The 17,232-nt window shown below is 73.2% G+C and carries 18 protein-coding genes and 1 tRNA gene; 11 read left to right on the top strand and 8 right to left on the bottom strand.

The annotated features are described in order from the left end of the window. Positions 1 to 8: 8 nt before the first annotated feature. A complete protein-coding gene (gene phoU, locus ACGFX4_RS33415) occupies positions 9 to 683 on the bottom strand; it encodes a phosphate signaling complex protein PhoU (RefSeq protein WP_393082557.1) in 675 nt (224 codons plus the stop codon). A gap of 262 nt (positions 684 to 945) precedes the next feature. Here phoU and ACGFX4_RS33410 point away from each other — a divergent pair, with 262 nt between their 5' ends. Beyond that, positions 946 to 2,214 (top strand): sensor histidine kinase, encoded by a 1,269-nt coding sequence (locus ACGFX4_RS33410; RefSeq protein WP_393082554.1) that lies wholly within the window; start codon positions 946 to 948, stop codon positions 2,212 to 2,214. Next, positions 2,211 to 2,903, top strand: coding sequence for a response regulator transcription factor (locus ACGFX4_RS33405; RefSeq protein ID WP_345697789.1), 693 nt, complete (start codon positions 2,211 to 2,213; stop codon positions 2,901 to 2,903). The genes ACGFX4_RS33410 and ACGFX4_RS33405 overlap by 4 nt, the downstream gene beginning before the upstream one ends. 64 nt (positions 2,904 to 2,967) lie before the next feature. Here the strand turns inward: ACGFX4_RS33405 and ACGFX4_RS33400 are convergent, their stop codons facing one another. After that, on the bottom strand, positions 2,968 to 3,678 hold the full coding sequence (locus tag ACGFX4_RS33400; RefSeq protein ID WP_393082551.1) for a DUF461 domain-containing protein: 711 nt from the start codon (positions 3,676 to 3,678) through the stop codon (positions 2,968 to 2,970). 367 nt (positions 3,679 to 4,045) lie between these two features. On the opposite strand from ACGFX4_RS33400, the gene ACGFX4_RS33395 reads away from it, so the two are divergent. The 7 genes from ACGFX4_RS33395 (at position 4,046) to ACGFX4_RS33365 (ending at position 10,764) form a co-directional block, all read left to right on the top strand. Further along, positions 4,046 to 4,528 carry a CarD family transcriptional regulator gene (locus ACGFX4_RS33395; protein WP_014136563.1) on the top strand — a complete coding sequence of 161 codons (483 nt, stop codon included), beginning with the start codon at positions 4,046 to 4,048 and terminating at the stop codon, positions 4,526 to 4,528. Positions 4,529 to 4,746: 218 nt separating this feature from the next. Next, the gene (gene ispD, locus ACGFX4_RS33390; protein ID WP_393082621.1) at positions 4,747 to 5,511 is read left to right on the top strand and encodes a 2-C-methyl-D-erythritol 4-phosphate cytidylyltransferase; all 765 of its coding nucleotides are present in this window, start codon (positions 4,747 to 4,749) and stop codon (positions 5,509 to 5,511) included. Then, the gene (ispF, locus tag ACGFX4_RS33385) at positions 5,501 to 6,007 is read left to right on the top strand and encodes a 2-C-methyl-D-erythritol 2,4-cyclodiphosphate synthase (protein WP_393082548.1); all 507 of its coding nucleotides are present in this window, start codon (positions 5,501 to 5,503) and stop codon (positions 6,005 to 6,007) included. The genes ispD and ispF overlap by 11 nt, the downstream gene beginning before the upstream one ends. A 47-nt stretch (positions 6,008 to 6,054) precedes the next feature. Continuing rightward, positions 6,055 to 6,450: a PPOX class F420-dependent oxidoreductase gene (locus ACGFX4_RS33380; protein WP_393082545.1), complete on the top strand. Its 396-nt coding sequence runs from the start codon at positions 6,055 to 6,057 to the stop codon at positions 6,448 to 6,450. Positions 6,451 to 6,520: 70 nt separating this feature from the next. Continuing rightward, positions 6,521 to 7,912, top strand: coding sequence for a cysteine--tRNA ligase (cysS, locus tag ACGFX4_RS33375; protein ID WP_393082542.1), 1,392 nt, complete (start codon positions 6,521 to 6,523; stop codon positions 7,910 to 7,912). A 111-nt stretch (positions 7,913 to 8,023) separates the two neighbouring features. Next, positions 8,024 to 9,019 (top strand): 23S rRNA (guanosine(2251)-2'-O)-methyltransferase RlmB, encoded by a 996-nt coding sequence (rlmB, locus tag ACGFX4_RS33370; protein WP_393082540.1) that lies wholly within the window; start codon positions 8,024 to 8,026, stop codon positions 9,017 to 9,019. Between the two features lie 224 nt (positions 9,020 to 9,243). Next, positions 9,244 to 10,764, top strand: a complete 1,521-nt coding sequence (locus ACGFX4_RS33365) for a DoxX family protein (RefSeq protein ID WP_393082538.1) — start codon at positions 9,244 to 9,246, stop codon at positions 10,762 to 10,764. Between the two features lie 290 nt (positions 10,765 to 11,054). On the opposite strand, the gene ACGFX4_RS33360 is transcribed toward ACGFX4_RS33365, so the two are convergent. The 3 genes from ACGFX4_RS33360 to ACGFX4_RS33350 all read right to left on the bottom strand — a co-directional run bounded on the left by ACGFX4_RS33360 (position 11,055) and on the right by ACGFX4_RS33350 (position 13,665). Beyond that, positions 11,055 to 11,804: an NDP-sugar synthase gene (locus tag ACGFX4_RS33360; RefSeq protein WP_393082536.1), complete on the bottom strand. Its 750-nt coding sequence runs from the start codon at positions 11,802 to 11,804 to the stop codon at positions 11,055 to 11,057. Positions 11,805 to 11,965: 161 nt separating this feature from the next. Beyond that, positions 11,966 to 12,403 carry a hypothetical protein gene (locus ACGFX4_RS33355; protein ID WP_393082533.1) on the bottom strand — a complete coding sequence of 146 codons (438 nt, stop codon included), beginning with the start codon at positions 12,401 to 12,403 and terminating at the stop codon, positions 11,966 to 11,968. Positions 12,404 to 12,573: 170 nt separating this feature from the next. Next, positions 12,574 to 13,665, bottom strand: a complete 1,092-nt coding sequence (locus ACGFX4_RS33350) for an ABC transporter ATP-binding protein (protein ID WP_393082531.1) — start codon at positions 13,663 to 13,665, stop codon at positions 12,574 to 12,576. Between the two features lie 308 nt (positions 13,666 to 13,973). Here ACGFX4_RS33350 and ACGFX4_RS33345 point away from each other — a divergent pair. After that, positions 13,974 to 14,047: transfer RNA gene (locus tag ACGFX4_RS33345), tRNA-Thr, on the top strand. A gap of 76 nt (positions 14,048 to 14,123) precedes the next feature. Here ACGFX4_RS33345 and ACGFX4_RS33340 read toward each other — a convergent pair. The 3 genes from ACGFX4_RS33340 to ACGFX4_RS33330 form a co-directional block, all read right to left on the bottom strand. Next, entirely contained in the window at positions 14,124 to 14,936 is an 813-nt protein-coding gene (locus ACGFX4_RS33340; RefSeq protein WP_393082528.1) for a hypothetical protein, read from the bottom strand. Beyond that, positions 14,933 to 15,436 carry a SigE family RNA polymerase sigma factor gene (locus tag ACGFX4_RS33335; RefSeq protein WP_393082526.1) on the bottom strand — a complete coding sequence of 168 codons (504 nt, stop codon included), beginning with the start codon at positions 15,434 to 15,436 and terminating at the stop codon, positions 14,933 to 14,935. The genes ACGFX4_RS33340 and ACGFX4_RS33335 overlap by 4 nt, the downstream gene beginning before the upstream one ends. Before the next feature lie 63 nt (positions 15,437 to 15,499). Then, positions 15,500 to 16,855, bottom strand: a complete 1,356-nt coding sequence (locus tag ACGFX4_RS33330; protein ID WP_393082524.1) for a chloride channel protein — start codon at positions 16,853 to 16,855, stop codon at positions 15,500 to 15,502. Positions 16,856 to 16,988: 133 nt separating this feature from the next. Between ACGFX4_RS33330 and ACGFX4_RS33325 the strand changes: the two genes are divergently transcribed. Beyond that, the gene (locus ACGFX4_RS33325) at positions 16,989 to 17,222 is read left to right on the top strand and encodes a hypothetical protein (RefSeq protein WP_393082521.1); all 234 of its coding nucleotides are present in this window, start codon (positions 16,989 to 16,991) and stop codon (positions 17,220 to 17,222) included. Positions 17,223 to 17,232: the final 10 nt, after the last annotated feature.

Raw genomic sequence — 17,232 nt, 5'->3', positions numbered from 1 at the left:
AAGGCCGGTTACTCGGCCGGCTCGGCGGTGGCGACGAAGTCGTCCACGTGCTCGCCGGTGACCAGGAACACCACGCGCTTGGCGACCGACACCGCATGGTCGGCGAAGCGCTCGTAGTAGCGGCCGACCAGGGTCACGTCCACCGCGGTCTCGATGCCGTGCTGCCAGCGGTCGTCCAGCAGGTGCGAGAAGAGCTCGCGGTGCAGCGCGTCGATCGCGTCGTCGTCCCGCTCCAGTTCGAGCGCCTTGTCGACGTCCTTGGTGGCGATGACCAGGCCGGCCTTGGCGACCAGGCGCTGGGCGAGCTGGCCCATCTCCAGGACGATCGGGTGCAGGTCGTTGGGGACGGCGGTCTCCGGGAAGCGGAGCCGGGCGACCTTGGCGACGTGCCGGGCGAGGTCGCCGCAGCGCTCCAGGTCGGCGCTCATCCGCAGCGAGGTGACGACGATCCGCAGGTCGGTGGCGACCGGCTGCTGGCGGGCCAGCAGGTCGATGGCGCGGTTCTCCAGCTCGTGGTGCAGCTCGTTGATCTTCTCGTCGGCCGCGATGACGCTCTCCGCCAGGGCGAGGTCGGCGTCGAGCAGCGCGGTGGTGGCACGGCCCATCGCCGAACCCACCATCCGGGCGAGCTCCACCAGGCCGTCGCTGATCGAGTCGAGTTCCTCGTGGTACGCGTCGCGCATGCGCTTCATCCCTTTCCAGTACCTGTGTCGGTGGCGGTGCCGACCGGCCGCCCCGGGAAGGGCGTCCGCTGCTGGTGGCGCGAATGGTAGCCGCGCCACCGCCCACACGGGCGTGCTCCGCCAACACTGAGCCGTTCGGGCGACGAGGCACGGCCGTGACAGTGAATCGACGGAAGCCTGAAGGTGAATTCTCGGCAACGTACGGCCGATGCCTTGATCGCACCCTTACGGAGCGCGCCGCTCATGCGCTTACGCTGGCGTTATGGACGTGAACGTGGCCGCCGCCGCTGCCTGCGCCATAGCCGGGCTCGGCGTCGGCCTCACGGCCGCCATCGCCTTCCGCTGGAGCGAGCGCGAGCAGGCACGCGGCAGCGGCGGTACGAAGAACGGCGTGGGATCCGCCCCGGCACAGGAGCCGGCCCTCCCGCCCGGTGTGGACACCGTGCTCTCGGTGCTGCGCTCCTGCGCCATCGTGCTCGGCGACGGCGACGAGGTGGTCAAGGCCAGCTCCGCCGCCTACGCGATGGGCCTGGTCCGCGGCGGCGCGATGGCCGTGGACCAGATGCTGTCGCTGGCCCGCGCCACCCGCCGGGACGGCGAGATCCGCCAAGTGGACCTGGAACTGACCCGCCCCGGCGGCGCCGCGCGCGCCGCCGATCCGCTGGCGGTCTCGGTCCGGGTGGCCCCGCTCGGCTCCCGGCTGGTCCTGGTGCTGGTCGAGGACCTCACCGAGCGCCGCCGGATCGAGGCGATCCGGCGCGACTTCGTGGCCAACGTCTCGCACGAGCTGAAGACCCCGGTGGGCGCCCTGTCGCTGCTCTCCGAAGCGGTCGCGGACGCCTCCGACGACCCGGAGGCGGTGCAGCGCTTCGCCGGCCGGATGCAGGTCGAGGCGACCCGGCTGGCCAGCCTGGTGCAGGAGATCATCGACCTCTCCCGGGTCCAGGACGACCAGCTCAAGGTCGACCCGGAGCCGGTGCCGGTGGACGAGCTGCTGTCCGAGGCGATCGACCGCTGCCGGCAGACCGCCGCGGCCAAGCAGATCCACATCGCCTCCGGCGGGGTGGGCGGCCTCTACCTGAACGGCAACCGCGGGCAGCTCGCCGCCGCGCTCGGCAACCTGGTCGAGAACGCCGTCAACTACAGTCCGCCGCGTACCCGGGTGGCGCTCGCCACCCGCCGGATCTCCAGCGCCGCCGCGCTCGGCGAGGCGGACGGCGAGCTGATCGAGATCTCGGTGACCGACCAGGGCATCGGCATCTCGGAGAAGGACCGCGAGCGGATCTTCGAGCGCTTCTACCGGGTCGACCCGGCCCGCTCCCGACTGACCGGTGGAACCGGCCTCGGACTCTCCATCGTCAAACACGTCGCCGCGTCCCACCGCGGCACGGTGTCGGTGTGGAGCGTCGAGGGCCAGGGGTCCACCTTCACCCTGCGGCTCCCGGCCGGGAAGGCCCCGGACCAGGACCGCACCCTGACCGACGAAACCGAAGCAACAACCTACCTTCCTGCCCCGGAGGCCCGATCGTGACCCGTGTACTGGTGGTCGAGGACGAGGAGTCGTTCAGCGACGCCCTCTCGTACATGCTCCGCAAGGAGGGCTTCGAGGTGGCTGTCGCCGCCACCGGGCCCGACGCCCTGGAGCAGTTCGAGCGCAACGGCGCCGACCTGGTCCTGCTCGACCTGATGCTGCCGGGCCTGCCCGGCACCGAGGTCTGCCGCCAGCTGCGGGTCCGCTCGAATGTTCCGGTGATCATGGTCACCGCCAAGGACAGCGAGATCGACAAGGTCGTCGGGCTGGAGATAGGGGCGGACGACTACGTCACCAAGCCGTACTCCACCCGCGAGCTGGTCGCCCGGATCCGCGCGGTGCTGCGCCGCCGCGGCGAGGACGGCGGCGCCGAGGGCGCGACCGTGCCCGGCGCGCTGGAGGCCGGCCCGGTGCGGATGGACGTCGACCGGCACGTGGTGACCGTCGACGGCGCCAAGGTCGACCTGCCGCTCAAGGAGTTCGACCTGCTGGAGATGCTGCTGCGCAACGCCGGCCGGGTGCTCACCCGGATGCAGCTGATCGACCGGGTCTGGGGCGCCGACTACGTGGGCGACACCAAGACGCTGGACGTCCACGTCAAGCGGCTGCGCGCCAAGATCGAGCCGGACCCGGGTGCCCCGCGCTACCTGGTGACGGTCCGCGGCCTCGGGTACAAGTTCGAGCCGTAGACCGGCCCGCGCACGCGGAAGGGGCCCCTGCTCGGCAGGGGCCCCTTCGCGTCGCTGCGTGCGGTCAGTGCGCGCTCGGGCTGGGCGAACCGCTCACGCGGCCGGCCAACGGCGTGGTCGACGCGGAGGCGCCGGCCGAGGCCGAGGCGGACGCGCCGGCCGACGGCGAGGTTGAGGCACCGGGGGAGGCGGACGCGGAGGCGGCGGGGGAGCCCGACGCGGAGGCCGAGGGGGAGGCCGCGGCGGACGGCTTCGCCGCCTCCTCGGCCGGGCCGTAGCCGGCGTAGTAGCCGACGGCCGGCTGGACGTACGCCGGCGCGGTGACCTTGCCGGCGTCGCCGAAGCCGAACGAGGTCTCGGCGTTGCCGCCGACGGTCACCTTGGTGCCGGTCACCCGGGCGGACGGCTGGCCGTCGCCGCCGAGCAGCACCGCGCCGCCGGCCGGGATGACGACCTCGGAGAGGGCGCCGCCCTTGTCGTCGGTGAAGGTCGCGGCGGTCGTGCCGACCAGGAGCGACTTCAGCGAGTGCGGGACGCTGTCGGTGTTGCTGATGTTGACCGTGACGGCCAGCGGGCCCTCGTACTCGGCCGCCGCGGTCGCCGGGGCGACCACCACGATGTTGTTCAGGCGGAGGTCGTTGCCGATCGAGGTCGCCGCGTTGTCCGGCTTGATCTCCAGCGTGTCCGCGGTGTTGCCCGCCGCGCAGGCGGACAGCGGGACGATCGCGGCGAGGACGAGGGCGGCGATGGCGCCGCGTCGAAGGCTCCGGCTCACGGCGGCGACTTCTCCTTGGGTGTCGATCAGTGATGATCACCGTTTCGGTGGTCACCCTCAGACTACTGACCCTTACTTATCCCGTTCTCACGGGGTGGCCCCGTGTCGCGATCGGATCACGAACGGCCCCGCCGTGGCGTCCTGGGTAAAAACTCAAGATCCAATCATGGTTGCGGGAGTGTTGACCAGAGGTTTCGCGAACCCGGCACACCGCCTCCCACCTGCGGTAAGCCCCTGTCGAACACCGGTCGCAGCATGCCATGGGGGTGCTTGTCAAGCCCTGAGACCCGCCCTGACCTGCGAAAACGCCCTTCGGGTGCGCTCGAAACCGTGTTATTCTGGTAAGCCACGGAAGGGGTCCTGTCACATGACGTTCAAGGTTGGCGACACGGTGGTCTACCCCCATCACGGGGCAGCGCTGATCGAGGCCATCGAAACCCGCCAGATCAAAGGTGTGGACAAGACCTACCTGGTGCTGAAGGTGCAGCAGGGAGATCTGACGCTGCGCGTACCCGCCGAGAACGCCGAGTTCGTCGGCGTCCGGGATGTGGTCGGCCAGGAGGGTCTGGACCGCGTGTTCGAGGTGCTGCGTGCACCGTACACCGAAGAGCCCACCAACTGGTCCCGCCGCTACAAGGCGAACCTCGAGAAGCTCGCTTCGGGTGATGTCATCAAGGTCGCCGAGGTCGTCCGCGACCTGTGGCGTCGGGAGCGCGAGCGCGGCCTGTCGGCCGGCGAGAAGCGCATGCTGGCCAAGGCGCGCCAGATCCTGGTCAGCGAGCTCGCGCTCGCCGAGAACACCAACGAGGACAAGGCGGAGACGCTGCTCGACGAGGTCCTCGCCTCCTGACACGCCCTCACCGGCGCGTATGACGCGGCGCCCGGCGGTGCACCTGCACCTCGGGCGCTTCGGCATGCCCGCCGGAGGGGTCCTCGGCATGCCGTCGGCCGTCGGTGCGCCGCCGGCAGGGCGGAAGCACCGGTCGCGTTCCGCCGGAGGCCGGCGGGTCCACTAACGTGCAGTCCGGAAGGGGGCCGTCCCGCGCGCTCGATGCGTTCGGCAGGGCCATACCCATCGCGACCGAGGAGCGAAACCTGAACGCCACAGCACAGCTCGCCGCGGCCGTCGTTCCGGCCGCCGGGCGCGGGGAGCGACTGGGCCCCGGCGCACCAAAGGCCCTGCGCGAGCTCGGCGGGGTGCCGCTGCTGGTGCACGCCGTCCGGGCGCTCGCGCGCAGCCGCGCGGTCGGCCTGGTGGTGGTCGCCGCACCGCCGCAGGGCGTCGCCGAGGTCGCCGCGCTGCTGGACAGCCACGGCCTGGACGGCAAGGACGTCACGGTGGTGGCCGGCGGCGCGACCCGGCAGGAGTCCGTGCGCCTCGGCCTGGCCGCGATCCCGGCGGAGACCGAGGTGGTGCTGGTGCACGACGCGGCCCGTCCGCTGGTCCCGGTCGAGGTGGTGGACGCGGTCGCCGCGGCCGTCCGGGCCGGCGCCGAGGCCGTGGTGCCCGCGGTGCCGCTGGCCGACACCGTGAAGCGGGTCGAGCCGCAGCCCGCCGGTGCCCCCGAGCCGGTGCTGGAGACCCCCGACCGCTCCACCCTGCGCGCCGTGCAGACCCCGCAGGGGTTCCGCCGGGCCGCGCTGGCCGAGGCGCACGAGAAGGCGCTCGACGGCGAGGCGCAGGTCACCGACGACGCCGGGCTGATCGAGCACTTCGGCGGCCGGGTGGTCGTGGTGCCCGGCCACGAGGAGGCGTTCAAGGTCACCCGCCCGCTGGACCTCGTGCTCGCCGAGGCCGTACTCGCCCGCAGGAGGGCCACCGATGGCTACTGATCCCACCCGTCCGGTCGTTCCGCTGGTCGGCATCGGCACCGACGTCCACGCCTTCGAGGCCGGCCGCCCGCTGCGGGTCGCCGGGCTGGAGTGGGCGGACTCCGAGTTCGGCCTGGCCGGGCACTCCGACGCGGACGTGGCGGCGCACGCCGCCTGCGACGCGCTGTTCTCGGCGGCCGGCCTGGGCGACCTGGGCGCGCACTTCGGCACCGACCGGCCCGAGTGGGCCGGCGCGGCCGGCGTGGCGCTGCTCGCCGAGGCGGCCCGGATCGTCCGCGCGGCCGGGTTCGAGATCGGCAACGTCGCGATCCAGGTGATCGGCGTCCGCCCGAAGATCGGCAAGCGCCGGGACGAGGCCCAGCGCGCGCTCTCCGAGGCGGTCGGCGCCCGGGTCTCGGTCTCCGGGACCACCACCGACGGCCTCGGCCTCACCGGCCGCGCCGAGGGACTCGCCGCGATCGCCACGGCGCTGGTCTACGAGGTCTCCCCGGCCTAGCCTGGCTGCTGACGGGCGATCAGCCGGATCCCCTCCGAGGAGGCGTCGTGGGCGTGGAACTCTCCGACCGGGCACGGTCGCTGCTGGACGACAAGAGCTTCGCCGTGGTGGCGACGGTGCAGCCGGACGGCAGCCCGCAGGCGTCCGTCGTCTGGGTGAAGCGGGACGGCGACGACATCCTGTTCTCCACCCTGGAGGGGCGCCGCAAGCACCTCAACATGGTCCGCGACCCGCGGGTCAGCCTAGTGATCAACCCGCCGGACCACCCGTACCACTACTTCGAGGCGCGCGGCGAGGTCACCATGGTCCGGACCGGCGGGCGGGAGCTGATCGACGAGCTCTCCCGCAAGTACCGGCACGGCAAGGACTACGAGGCGGACGGCCCCGAGGACGTGCGGGTGGTGGTCCGGCTGTCGCCCCGGAAGATCGTCGGGAACATCTGACCCTCCCGTAGGTGACGCGTACCGGGAAAGGGTGGCGGGGCATGCCCCGTCGCCCACTACCCTTGAGGCTGTGAGCCTTCGTCTGTACGACACCATGACCCGCCAGGTACGCGACTTCGTCCCGCTCGTGCCGGGCTGTGTCTCGATCTACCTGTGCGGTGCCACCGTGCAGTCGCCGCCGCACATCGGGCACATCCGGTCGTACCTCAACTTCGACGTGATGCGCCGCTGGTTCGGCTACCGCGGGTACCGGGTCAGCTTCGTGCGCAACGTCACCGACATCGACGACAAGGTGATCGCCAAGGGGCTGGAGTCCGGCACCCCCTGGTACGAGATCGCCTACGCCAACGAGCGCGCCTTCAACGAGGGGTACAACGCGCTCGGCTGCCTGCCGCCCTCGGTCGAGCCGCGGGCCACCGGCCACGTGCCGGAGATGATCGAGATGATGCGCGGGCTGATCGAGCGCGGCCACGCGTACGCCGTCGAGGGCAACGTGTACTTCGCGGTCACCACCTTCGCGGAGTACCTGGCGCTGTCCAACCAGGAGCTGGACAACCTGCGCCAGCCGTCCGGCGAGGGCGAGACCGGCAAGCGCGACCCGCGCGACTTCGCGATGTGGAAGGCGGCCAAGCCGGGCGAGCCGAGCTGGGAGACCCCGTGGGGCCGCGGCCGTCCGGGCTGGCACCTGGAGTGCTCGGCGATGGCGCACAAGTACCTCGGCACCGGGTTCGACATCCACGGCGGCGGCCTGGACCTGATCTTCCCGCACCACGAGAACGAGATCGCCCAGTCCCGGGCGTTCGGCGACGAGTTCGCCAACTTCTGGGTGCACAACGCCTGGGTGACCCTGGCCGGCGAGAAGATGTCCAAGTCGCTCGGCAACTCGGTGCTGGTCTCCGAGATGGTGCAGCGCTGGCGCCCGATCGTGCTGCGCTACTACCTGGCCGGCCCGCACTACCGCTCGATGATCGAGTACAGCGAGGAGGCGCTCCGCGAGGCGGACACCTCCTTCGCCCGGATCGAGGGCTTCATCGAGCGTGCCGTCGAGCGCTGCGGCCCGGTCGACCCGGCGCCCGAGGTGCCGCTGGCCTTCGCCGAGGCGATGGACGACGACCTGGGCGTCCCGCAGGCGCTGGCCGTGCTGCACACCGCCGTCCGCCAGGGCAACAGCGCCCTGACCGCGGACGACAAGGAGAGCGCGGTCGAGCGGCTGGCCGAGGTCCGGGCGATGCTCGGCGTGCTCGGCCTCGACCCGCTGGACGAGCAGTGGGCCGGCACCGAGCGCGGCGACGACCTGCACGGCGTGGTGGACGCCCTGGTCCGGCTGGTGCTCGACCAGCGGCAGGCGGCCCGGTCCCGCAAGGACTTCGCCACCGCCGACGCCATCCGCGACCAGCTCGGCGAGGCCGGGCTGGCGATCGAGGACACCCCGTCCGGCCCCCGCTGGACGATCGACAAGTAGCCCTTCCGGGCGTGACCAGTAGCCCCTAGGGGCGCGGACGGGCCGTACCCTCGACAAGAGGGACGGCCCGCCCGCACGACGCAGACGACGTAGAAGACAGGAAGTACAGCCATGGCCGGCAACAGCCAGCGCAGGAACCGCCGCAACCCCGGATCGAAGAAGGGCGCGAGTGTCGGTACCGGCGGCCACAGCCGGAAGGCGCTCCAGGGCAAGGGCCCGACCCCTCCCGGCGCCGAGCGCAAGGGCCACCCCAAGCAGCGCGCCGCCAACGCCGCGCTCAAGCGCGAGCGGGACGCCAAGTCGCGGGCCGGCATGCGCCGGTCCGGTGCCGGCTCGCGCAGCGGCCGCGGCGGTGCGGGCGCGGCCGAGCTGGTCTTCGGCCGCAACTCGGTGGTCGAGGCGCTGCAGGGCGGCGTGCCCGCCAACACGCTGTACGTCCAGCAGTTCATCGACACCGACGACCGGGTCCGCGAGGCCTACCAGCTCGCCAACGAGCGCGGTGTCGCCCTGATGGAGGCCCCCCGCGCCCAGCTCGACCAGATGACCGGCGGGCTCAACCACCAGGGCCTGGTGCTCCAGGTCCCGCCGTACGAGTACGCCCACCCGGACGACCTGCTGGCCGACGCCGCGGACGCCGGCCAGGACGCGCTGATCATGGCCCTGGACGGGGTCACCGACTCCCGCAACCTCGGCGCCGTGGTCCGCTCCGCCGCCGCCTTCGGCGCACACGGCGTGGTCATCCCCGAGCGCCGCGCGGCCGGCATGACCGCCGGTGCCTGGAAGACCTCCTCCGGCGCCGCCGCCCGGCTGCCCGTGGCCCGCGCCACCAACCTCACCCGCGCCCTGGAGGCCTACCAGAAGGCCGGCCTGATGGTGGTCGGCCTGGCCGCCGACGGCGAGGCCGAGATCGGCGACCTGGAGCTGCTCACCGGCCCGGTGGTGATCGTGGCCGGCTCCGAGGGCAAGGGCCTGTCCCGACTGGTCGCCGAGACCTGCGACATGCGGGTGCGGATCCCGATGCCGGGTCAGACCGAGTCGCTGAACGCCGGTGTGGCCGCCGGCATCGTGCTGTACGAGGCCGCCCGGCTCCGGGCCAAGCGCGGCTGACCGTTTCTGCACACGGAGTTCGAGCGAACCGATCGGGTCCTGTCGGGCCCGGTCGGTTTTCTCATGATCACTTCAAGCTGTCGCCCGATATCCACCCGGGAGAGTGTCCTCCGGGCCCGTCACCCGGTTAGAGGGGTGTGGACACCAGAACACCTCGGCGCCCGGGCGGCCCTGTGGGGATCCCCTCGGGGATAGACGACGGCCCCGGCCTCAACACTGTGAAGGTGCCGTCCGACCCGGCGAAGCTCAGCAGCACCCAGGCCAGCTTCCGGGTCCGGCTCTCGGCCCCGGTGGCCCCGCTGATCGACACCCCGGCGGGCGCCGCCTTCGGCGACCCGTACGGCATGCAGAGCCTCGGCGGACGGCCGCTGGTCACCCCGCAGGTCGTCGTCCCGGCGTCCTCGGTGGCGCTGGCCGGCGTCGGCGCGGCCGGTGTCGTCGTCGCGGGCTCGTCGGCGGCGCCGCGGCGCAAGGCGCGGGTCGTCACCACCTGGAGCGGACAGGCAACCGCCGGCGACCTGGCCGCCACCGGGCTGCTGGACGCCGTCCGGCTCAACACCGTGCCGGCCCCGGCGCAGGCGCCGCCCGGCATCGAGGACACCCAGCCGCTGCACGCGGTGCCCCGGCAGGCCTCGCCGCCGGCCGGTGCCGAGGCCCCCGTGGTCGGCGTCCCCGAGGTGCTGGACCAGGCCGTCCGGGTCGGCGCGAACCGTGCCTGGGCACCCGACGGCGAGCTGCCCGAGGTGCCGTCGATGGCCGGCGACTCCTCCAAGCACGCCTGGTACCCGGGCCGCCGGGTCGACCTCGGCCTGGTCCTGCTGCCGCTGCGGATCGTGCTCGGCGGGCTCTCCGTCTACGCCGGTTTCAGCAAGCTCTGCGACCCGGTGTACTTCGACGGCGGCGAGCGCGGCTCGATGATGCGCTGGCTGTCCTCGCTGCACCCGTGGAAGGTCGCCCAGCCACTGCTGGACTTCGCGATGGCGCACCCGGTCGGCTCCGGCCTGGCGGTGGCGTTCATCGAGATCGTGGTGGGCGTGCTGTCCATCCTCGGCCTGTGGCAGCGGGCCGCGGCGGGCATCGCGATGGCGCTCTCCGCGGCGCTGCTCTTCACCGTCGGCTGGAAGGCCGTCCCGGTCTACGACACCCCGGACCTGATCTTCCTCGCCGCGTGGAGCCCGCTGCTGATCGCCGGCGCGCCGTTCGGCTCGCTGGACGGGCGGATCGCCCTGGAGGCCTGGCGCCGGTGCGGCCCCGGGAACCCGGGCGGGGTCCGGCGGCGGATGGTCCGGCGCCGGTCGGTGGTCACCGCGGTCGTGGTCGGCCTCACCCTGCTGACCGGCTCGATGCTCGGCGCGGCCGTCCGGACCGGGAACACCCGGACCCCGGTGCGCCCGCCCACCGACTTCGGTTCGCCGATGTGGCCCGGCAACGGCCCGGCCTCGCCGTCCCCCACGCCCACCCCGACCCCGACCCCGTCCAAGGCTCCGGCCTCGCCCACGCCGTCCCCCGGGGCGAGCAAGAGCGGCGGCGCCAGCACCAAGCCGAAGCCCGGCACCAGCCCCAGCAGCACCGGCCGCCAGCCCAGCGGCGGGACCACCGGGGGCACCTCCACCGGCCACACCGGCACCGGCGGCGGCTCCTCCACCCCGCGCTCCACCCCGACCGGCGGGGGCGGCGGCCTGATCGGCGGCGTCCTCGGCAGCCGGCCGCCGCTGCTCGGGCTCAGCCAGAGCGAGGGCGCCTGACGACGGGGCCTGACGGCGGCCTGACGGCCTGACGACGGGGCCGAGCGACGGCGCCCGAGCGCGTACGAGGGGCGGGGGGGGGGGGGGGGGGGGGGGGGGGCCCCCGCGGGGGGGGCGGGGGCCCCCCCCCCCCCCCCCGGCCGCGGCCCCCCGCCCCCCGCCGGCGGGGGGGGGGGCGCGCCGCCGCCGCGGCGGGCGGGGGGGGCGGGGCCCCCGCCGGGCCCCCCCCCCGCCCCTCTGCTGTCGTACGGCTCTCCCGCCCGGCCTACTGGGCCTGCTCCGCCGTTCCGTCAGTTCTGGGCGGCGGCCAGCTCCTTGGCGGCCTCGGTGAGGTCCTTCGCAGTGTCGATCGCCCGCCAGTAGACGCCCTGCGGCAGCTGGTACCCGGCCAGCCGGCGGCTGCGGGCGAGCTGCGGGAAGGTGGTCCGCTCGTGGTCGCCGACGTCCGGCAGCAGCTCGCGGAAGCCGGGCCCGAAGACGTACAGGCCGGCGTTGATCAGGAACGGCGAGGGCGGCGCCTCGATGAAGTCCAGCACGTTGCCGAACTGGTCGGTCTCCACCGCGCCCCACGGGATCCGCGGCCGGGCCAGCGCCAGGGTGGCGATCGCACCGCGCTCGTGGTGGAAGGAGGCCATGTCCCGCAGGCTGAAGCGGGTCCAGATGTCGCCGTTGGTGGCGTACCAGGGCTCGTCGGGGCGGGGCAGCGCGCCGGAGGCGTACTTCAGCCCGCCGCCGCGGCCCAGCGGCTCGCCCTCGACCACCGTGGTGACCTTCAGCGGCAGGTCGGCGTGGTCCAGCCACTCCTGGAGCACCTCGGCGAGGTGGCCGCACGAGATCACCGCGTCGGTGACGCCCTCGGCGGCCAGCCAGGCCAGCTGGTGGCCGATGATCGGGGTGCCCGTGCCGGGGATCTCCACCAGCGGCTTCGGGCGGTCGTCGGTGTACGGGCGGAGCCGCGAGCCCTGGCCGCCAGCCAGGATCACGGCCTGGGTGACGGCGGGCGCCGCGGTGATGGTGGGTCGGGTGGAGTCAGCGGTCATGCGGACACAATAGGGTCCGCGTCGCCGCGGACCCCGTCATGACCCTTGACCCGCCGCCACCCCTGATCCGTCACGACCCCGAACCGTCACGACCCCGAACCGTCACGACCCCGAACCGTCACGACCCCCGACCGGGGAGTCCCGGCCGGGGAGCCCGGCCGTCAGCCCACCACGCCCGCGGCGAACGAGCCGTCGCACACCGGGCGGGCGAAGGAGCGGGCCCGCTGCGCGTCGCCCTGGTACTTGCGGACGGCGGCCCGGCCGAGCTCCGAGGAGAGCTGGCTGCAGTACGGCGCCAGCGACGGCTTCTCGCGCATGGTGCGCTCCAGCAGGTCGAGCGCGGTGCCCGGGTTGTGGTTCTTCAGCTCCTCCATCAGGTCGACGCGGAGCGCGTCCTGCGGGGCGAGGCCCTGGGTGCCGGGAGCGGTGGAGGTCCGGCCGATGCTGCCGTCGCCGCTGGAGGCCGCGACCACCTGCTGGTCCAGCCCGGTCGGCGGGGCCCAGGGGACGCGGGTGACGGCGAGCGTGCCGGTGGTCACCAGGATCACCGGCAGGGTGAGGGCAAACGTCTGGCCGATACGGCGCACGAGCTGTTTCACGCACAGGAGCGTAGCGTTGGGTGGCGCCGCATGAGCACTCCGTTACACCATCGGGTGATCGGTGTCCCGATTTGTTCCGCCGCCCGGTTGACCGGGGGCGTACAGACGGATGAGCCCCCGCCGGACCGCCGTCCGGCAGGGGCTCGAAACCCGCGGGTACTGACCGGGGGTCAGTTGCTCAGGCGCTCGCCCGAGGTGGTGGAGAAGACGTGCGGCTCGCCGCCGGCCGGGACCACGTTGATGGTCTCGCCCTTCTGCGGGATCTGCCGGCCGTGCACGCGCACGACGATGTCCTTGTCCTCGCCGCTCACCTTGGTGGTGCCGTAGACGAAGCCGTCCGCGCCGAGCTCCTCGACGACGTTCACGGTGACCGCGACGCCCTCGATGCCACCGGCCGGGACGATCTCGAAGTGCTCCGGACGGATACCGACGGTCACCGACTTGTCGGAGCCGGCCTTGGCCAGGTCCTCGCGCGAGATGTTGATGACCGAGCCACCGAACTTCACGCCGCCGTCGACCAGCGGAACGTCGACCAGGTTCATCGCCGGGGAGCCGATGAAGCCGGCCACGAACAGGTTCGCCGGGCGGTCGTACATGTTGCGCGGGGTGTCGACCTGCTGCAGCAGACCGTCCTTGAGGACCGCGACGCGGTCACCCATGGTCATGGCCTCGGTCTGGTCGTGGGTGACGTAGACCGTGGTGATGCCCAGGCGGCGCTGCAGGCCGGCGATCTGGGTACGGGTGGAGACGCGGAGCTTGGCGTCCAGGTTGGACAGCGGCTCGTCCATCAGGAAGACCTGCGGCTGGCGCACGATCGCGCGGCCCATCGCGACACGCTGGCGCTGACCACCGGAGAGCGCCTTCGGCTTGCGGTCCAGGTAGTCGGTCAGGTCGAGGATCTTCGCGGCCTCTTCGACCTTGGTGCGGATCTCGGCCTTGTTGACGCCGGCGATCTTGAGGGCGAAGCCCATGTTCTCCGCGACGGTCATGTGCGGGTAGAGCGCGTAGTTCTGGAACACCATCGCGATGTCCCGGTCCTTCGGCGGCAGGTGGGTGACGTCGCGGTCGCCGATGCGGATCGCACCGCCGTTCACGTCCTCCAGACCGGCCAGCATGCGGAGGCTGGTCGACTTGCCACAGCCGGAGGGGCCGACCAGCACGAGGAACTCGCCGTCCTCGATGTGCAGGTCCAGCGCGTCCACGGACGGCTTGGTGGCGCCCGGGTAGATGCGGGTCGCCTTGTCGTACGTCACGGAAGCCATGACTGATCTCCTTCACCGGCAGGAACGTGCCGGACGATCCGAGTAAAGGTTGGATTGTTGTTCGGCCGGTCCCTCGCCTGGTGGTCTGAACCACCGGCCCGGGCCGACTCCTCGCGACGCTACCTGTCCGTTCATCTGTTTGTCAGCCCTCGCCGGTGGCCGAATTCGGCATCGGTCCGATCACAACCGGGACACATCCCCCCGAACCACCCCCGCCCCGCCGCCGCTGATATCCGCCGCCACCGCCCGCGCCCGGCCCGGTACACTGCCCACTGGTACCGCCGTGGTCCGCCGCGGACGGTCACCGTGCCTCCTTAGCTCAGCTGGCCAGAGCACCGCTCTTGTAAAGCGGGGGTCGTCGGTTCGAACCCGACAGGGGGCTCCGCGCCAGACATGCCGAAAGGGCCAGCTCACGAGGGTGATCCTCGAAAGCTGGCCCTTCGTCGTTTCTCGGGCGGTCAGTAGCTGGGGAAGGTGAGTGCCAGTTGGTGCCAGACCGGGTCCTGGGCGAGGGCGGTGAGTTGGGCGCCGTCGAGGAGCGGGGAGTTGGGGTAGGGATCGCGGCGCTTGTCGCCGGGGCCGGGGATGTTGCCGGCGCTGGCGGTGATGAAGGTGCCGTCGGGGCGGCGCAGTTCGGCGCGCCAGTCCTGGAGGTCGCCGACGGTCGGGAGGTAGACGGTGAGTTGGCTGCCGTCGGGGAGGGCGGTGACCGTGCAGTCGGGGATGGGGCAGGGGTCCGCCGTCCGTGGCGCGGCGCGGGCGATCTCGATGCGGACCGAGCCGGTGCGGCTGCCGTCGGTGACGGTGTAGGCGGCGGCGATCCGGTAGGCGCCGGGCAGGCCCTTCGGCGGGGGGCCGGCCGTCCAGGGCAGGCTGAGTCGCAGCGTGCCGGGCAGCTTGGACCGGAGCAGGTCGAGGGCCTGGTCGGCGGTGGCCGGCGTGGCGGTGGGTGACGGGGAAGAGGTGGCGGGGGCCGGGGCGGAGGTGCTGTGGGCGGCGGGCGGTGCGGGGGTGGGGGTGGTGGCGCCGCCGGGGGCGAGGGCGATGCCCGTGGTGCAGGCCAGGGCGACCGCGCCGGCCGCGGTGACGGTGCGGGTCAGGGTGCGCAGCCGCCGGCTGCGCCGCCCGCGGCGGAGCAGTTCGGCGACCGGGACGGGGCCGACGGGTCCGACGGAGCCGACGGAGCCGAGGGGGCCGGGGGCGTCGGTGGTGGTGCGGCGGTCCGCCAGGTCGTGCAGGGCGTGGGCGATCCGCTCGTCGTCCTCGGTCACGGGGTGGCCTCCTGGTTCTGCAGCAGGGCGGTGCGCAGCCGGGCCATCGCCCGGGCGTTCTGGCTCTTGACGGTGCCGATCGAGCAGCCGAGTGCGGCGGCGGTGTCCTTCTCGGAGAGGTCCTCGACGTGGCGCAGGACGACGACGGCGCGTTGGCGGTCGGGCAGGGCGCGCAGGGCGCGGTGCAGTTCGTCGAGCGGGTCGAGGCGGTGGCCGTCGGCGTGCGGGTCGGCGGATTCGGGCGGGTCGGCGGCGAGGAGTTCGCGCCGTCGTCGGCGCCACCAGCTGACGTGGCCGTTGACGAGCATCCGCCGCAGGTAGGCGTGCGGGTCGTCGGTGGCGGCGCGGCGCCAGCGGACGTACAGCTTGACCAGGCAGTCCTGGAGCAGTTCCTCGGCGCGGTGCCGGTCGCCGGTGATCAGGGTCGCGGTGCGCAGGTGCCGGTACCAGGCGGCTTCGACGAATGCCGCGTAGGCGGCGTCCTCGGTTTCTCGACTCACGACGCTCTCACGCGCGAGGCGGGGTGAAAGGTTGTCAGGGTGGCCGAGGGGTTTTCGCGCGGGTCAGATGGTGTCCGGGTGGCCGCCGGCCGCGGTGGTGGCGGCCGGTGCGGTGGCGGTGGGGGCGGGCGTGCGGCGGAGCAGTTCGGCGGTGACGAAGGCGGTGACCGAGGCGACGATGATCAGGGGCGTCTCGGGGACGGACTGGCTGCCAAGCAGGACGGCCGCCAGCACGGTGCTGGTGAGGGGCAGGCGGGTGACGGCGGCGCCGGACGCGGCGAGCCCGGTGGCCAGGCCGGCGGCGGTGCCGTAGCCGGGCAGGGCGCCGCAGGCGATGCCGAGCGCCGCACCGATCAGGATCGCCGGGAAGATCGGGCCACCGCGCAGGCTGCCCAGGGCGATGCCCCAGCCGAGGCCCTTGAAGACGACCAGGGCGATCAGGGCCCCGATCGGCCAGGCCTGCGGGTCGGATGCCAGCGTCCCGAGGGTGATCTGGCCGGACAGGGCGGCCTCTTCCGGTGACCGTCCGGTGGTCAGCGCGTACGCGCTGATGCAGACGCCGACCAGGACCGCGCTGGCCACGGTGCGGACGGCCGTGTGCCGGGAGGTGAGGCCCGCCACCCGGTGGCCGAGTGTCTGTCCGGCCACGAGTACCACCGCGATCAGGGCGGCGGCCGGAATGCCCCACAGGAAGTCGCCGGCGTCCGGGGTGAGGGCCTTGGGCACCCCGGGCAGGGACAGCGCGCCGATCGACAGGCCGGTCCAGTTCCCGAAGCCGGTGAAGACCAGCGCGCCGACGCCCGCGGACAGCAGGCAGGGCAGGAGCAGCAGGGTCAGCTGCGGGCCGCCCAGCCCGGCCGCTTCGATCATCATCACGGCCGCGACCATCGGGCTGCCGAAGATGGTGGAGATCGCCGCGGTGGAGCCGGCCGCGCCGAGCATCGGCCCGACCCGGGGGTTGGCCGCGCGCTTCGCCCGGCTGACCGAGAGCAGGGCCAGGCCGCTGCCCATCGCCATCAGCGGCGCCTCGGGGCCGAGCACGACGCCGAGCGGCAGGCCGGCGAGTGCGGCGAGGAGGACGGAGGGCACCGCGATCGGCGGGGTGGGAGGTCCGCCCAGGCCCTGGACCGGGACGTGTCCGCCGTGCCCCGGCATCTTGATGATCACCGGGGCGATCAGCAGGCCGGCCAGCAGCAGGGAGGGCAGCGGCCACCACCAGGGGGGCTCGGTGTAGTCGAGCTGCTGGGGGAGCGTCTCCCACACCCAGTGCTGGAGCTCGTGCTCCAGGCTGACGAAGCCGAACGCCGCGAGCGAGACCGGGACGCCGACCAGGGCGGAGACCAGCAGCAGGCGGGCGTACCCGGAGCTCATCAGCATGGCGCGCAGCCCGGGGGGCTTGCCGGCGTCCTGCTGAGGCATCTGCGCTCCCTGCGGCTGGGGGACGGTCGTCCTTCCGACCCTCCGTGCCGCGGGGCGGGGCGGGCCAGCGGAGCTGCGCCGAACGGGCGAGCGGCCGTACCGTGGACGAGGGGGCCACCGAGAGGAGGCCGCGATGCCCGGTTCGATGACCATCGGCCACACCGACGCGCTTGTGATGCTCAGCCACGCGGACGCGGAACGGCTGGCGACGACGCTGCGGGAGATGTCCCGCCTCATGGGGAGGCAGCCGGCCGACGTCCGGCTCTCCGACGCGCAGATCGGCGCGCTGAGCGGGGGCAAGGCCGATCGGGACGAGCTCGCCGCGTGGTCCTGGCAGCTCGCCGAGTATCTGCGCCAGCACCTCTGACCCTGTCGGC

This window comes from Kitasatospora sp. NPDC048365 (genome assembly GCF_043200835.1).
GTDB lineage: Bacteria > Actinomycetota > Actinomycetes > Streptomycetales > Streptomycetaceae > Kitasatospora > Kitasatospora terrestris.
The sequence above is the reverse complement of the archived record's forward strand: the minus strand, read 5'-3'. Positions and strand labels throughout refer to the sequence as shown.

What these genes read in the sequence shown, in the direction of transcription:
- phoU (WP_393082557.1), bottom strand. Translation starts at nt 683, where the DNA reads ATGCGCGACGCGTACCACGAGGAACTCGACTCGATCAGCGACGGCCTG.
- ACGFX4_RS33360 (WP_393082536.1), bottom strand. Translation starts at nt 11,804, where the DNA reads ATGACCGCTGACTCCACCCGACCCACCATCACCGCGGCGCCCGCCGTC.
- ACGFX4_RS33350 (WP_393082531.1), bottom strand. Translation starts at nt 13,665, where the DNA reads ATGGCTTCCGTGACGTACGACAAGGCGACCCGCATCTACCCGGGCGCC.
- ispF (WP_393082548.1), top strand. Translation starts at nt 5,501, where the DNA reads ATGGCTACTGATCCCACCCGTCCGGTCGTTCCGCTGGTCGGCATCGGC.
- ACGFX4_RS33330 (WP_393082524.1), bottom strand. Translation starts at nt 16,855, where the DNA reads ATGCCTCAGCAGGACGCCGGCAAGCCCCCCGGGCTGCGCGCCATGCTG.
- ACGFX4_RS33325 (WP_393082521.1), top strand. Translation starts at nt 16,989, where the DNA reads ATGCCCGGTTCGATGACCATCGGCCACACCGACGCGCTTGTGATGCTC.
- ACGFX4_RS33410 (WP_393082554.1), top strand. Translation starts at nt 946, where the DNA reads ATGGACGTGAACGTGGCCGCCGCCGCTGCCTGCGCCATAGCCGGGCTC.
- rlmB (WP_393082540.1), top strand. Translation starts at nt 8,024, where the DNA reads ATGGCCGGCAACAGCCAGCGCAGGAACCGCCGCAACCCCGGATCGAAG.
- ACGFX4_RS33395 (WP_014136563.1), top strand. Translation starts at nt 4,046, where the DNA reads ATGACGTTCAAGGTTGGCGACACGGTGGTCTACCCCCATCACGGGGCA.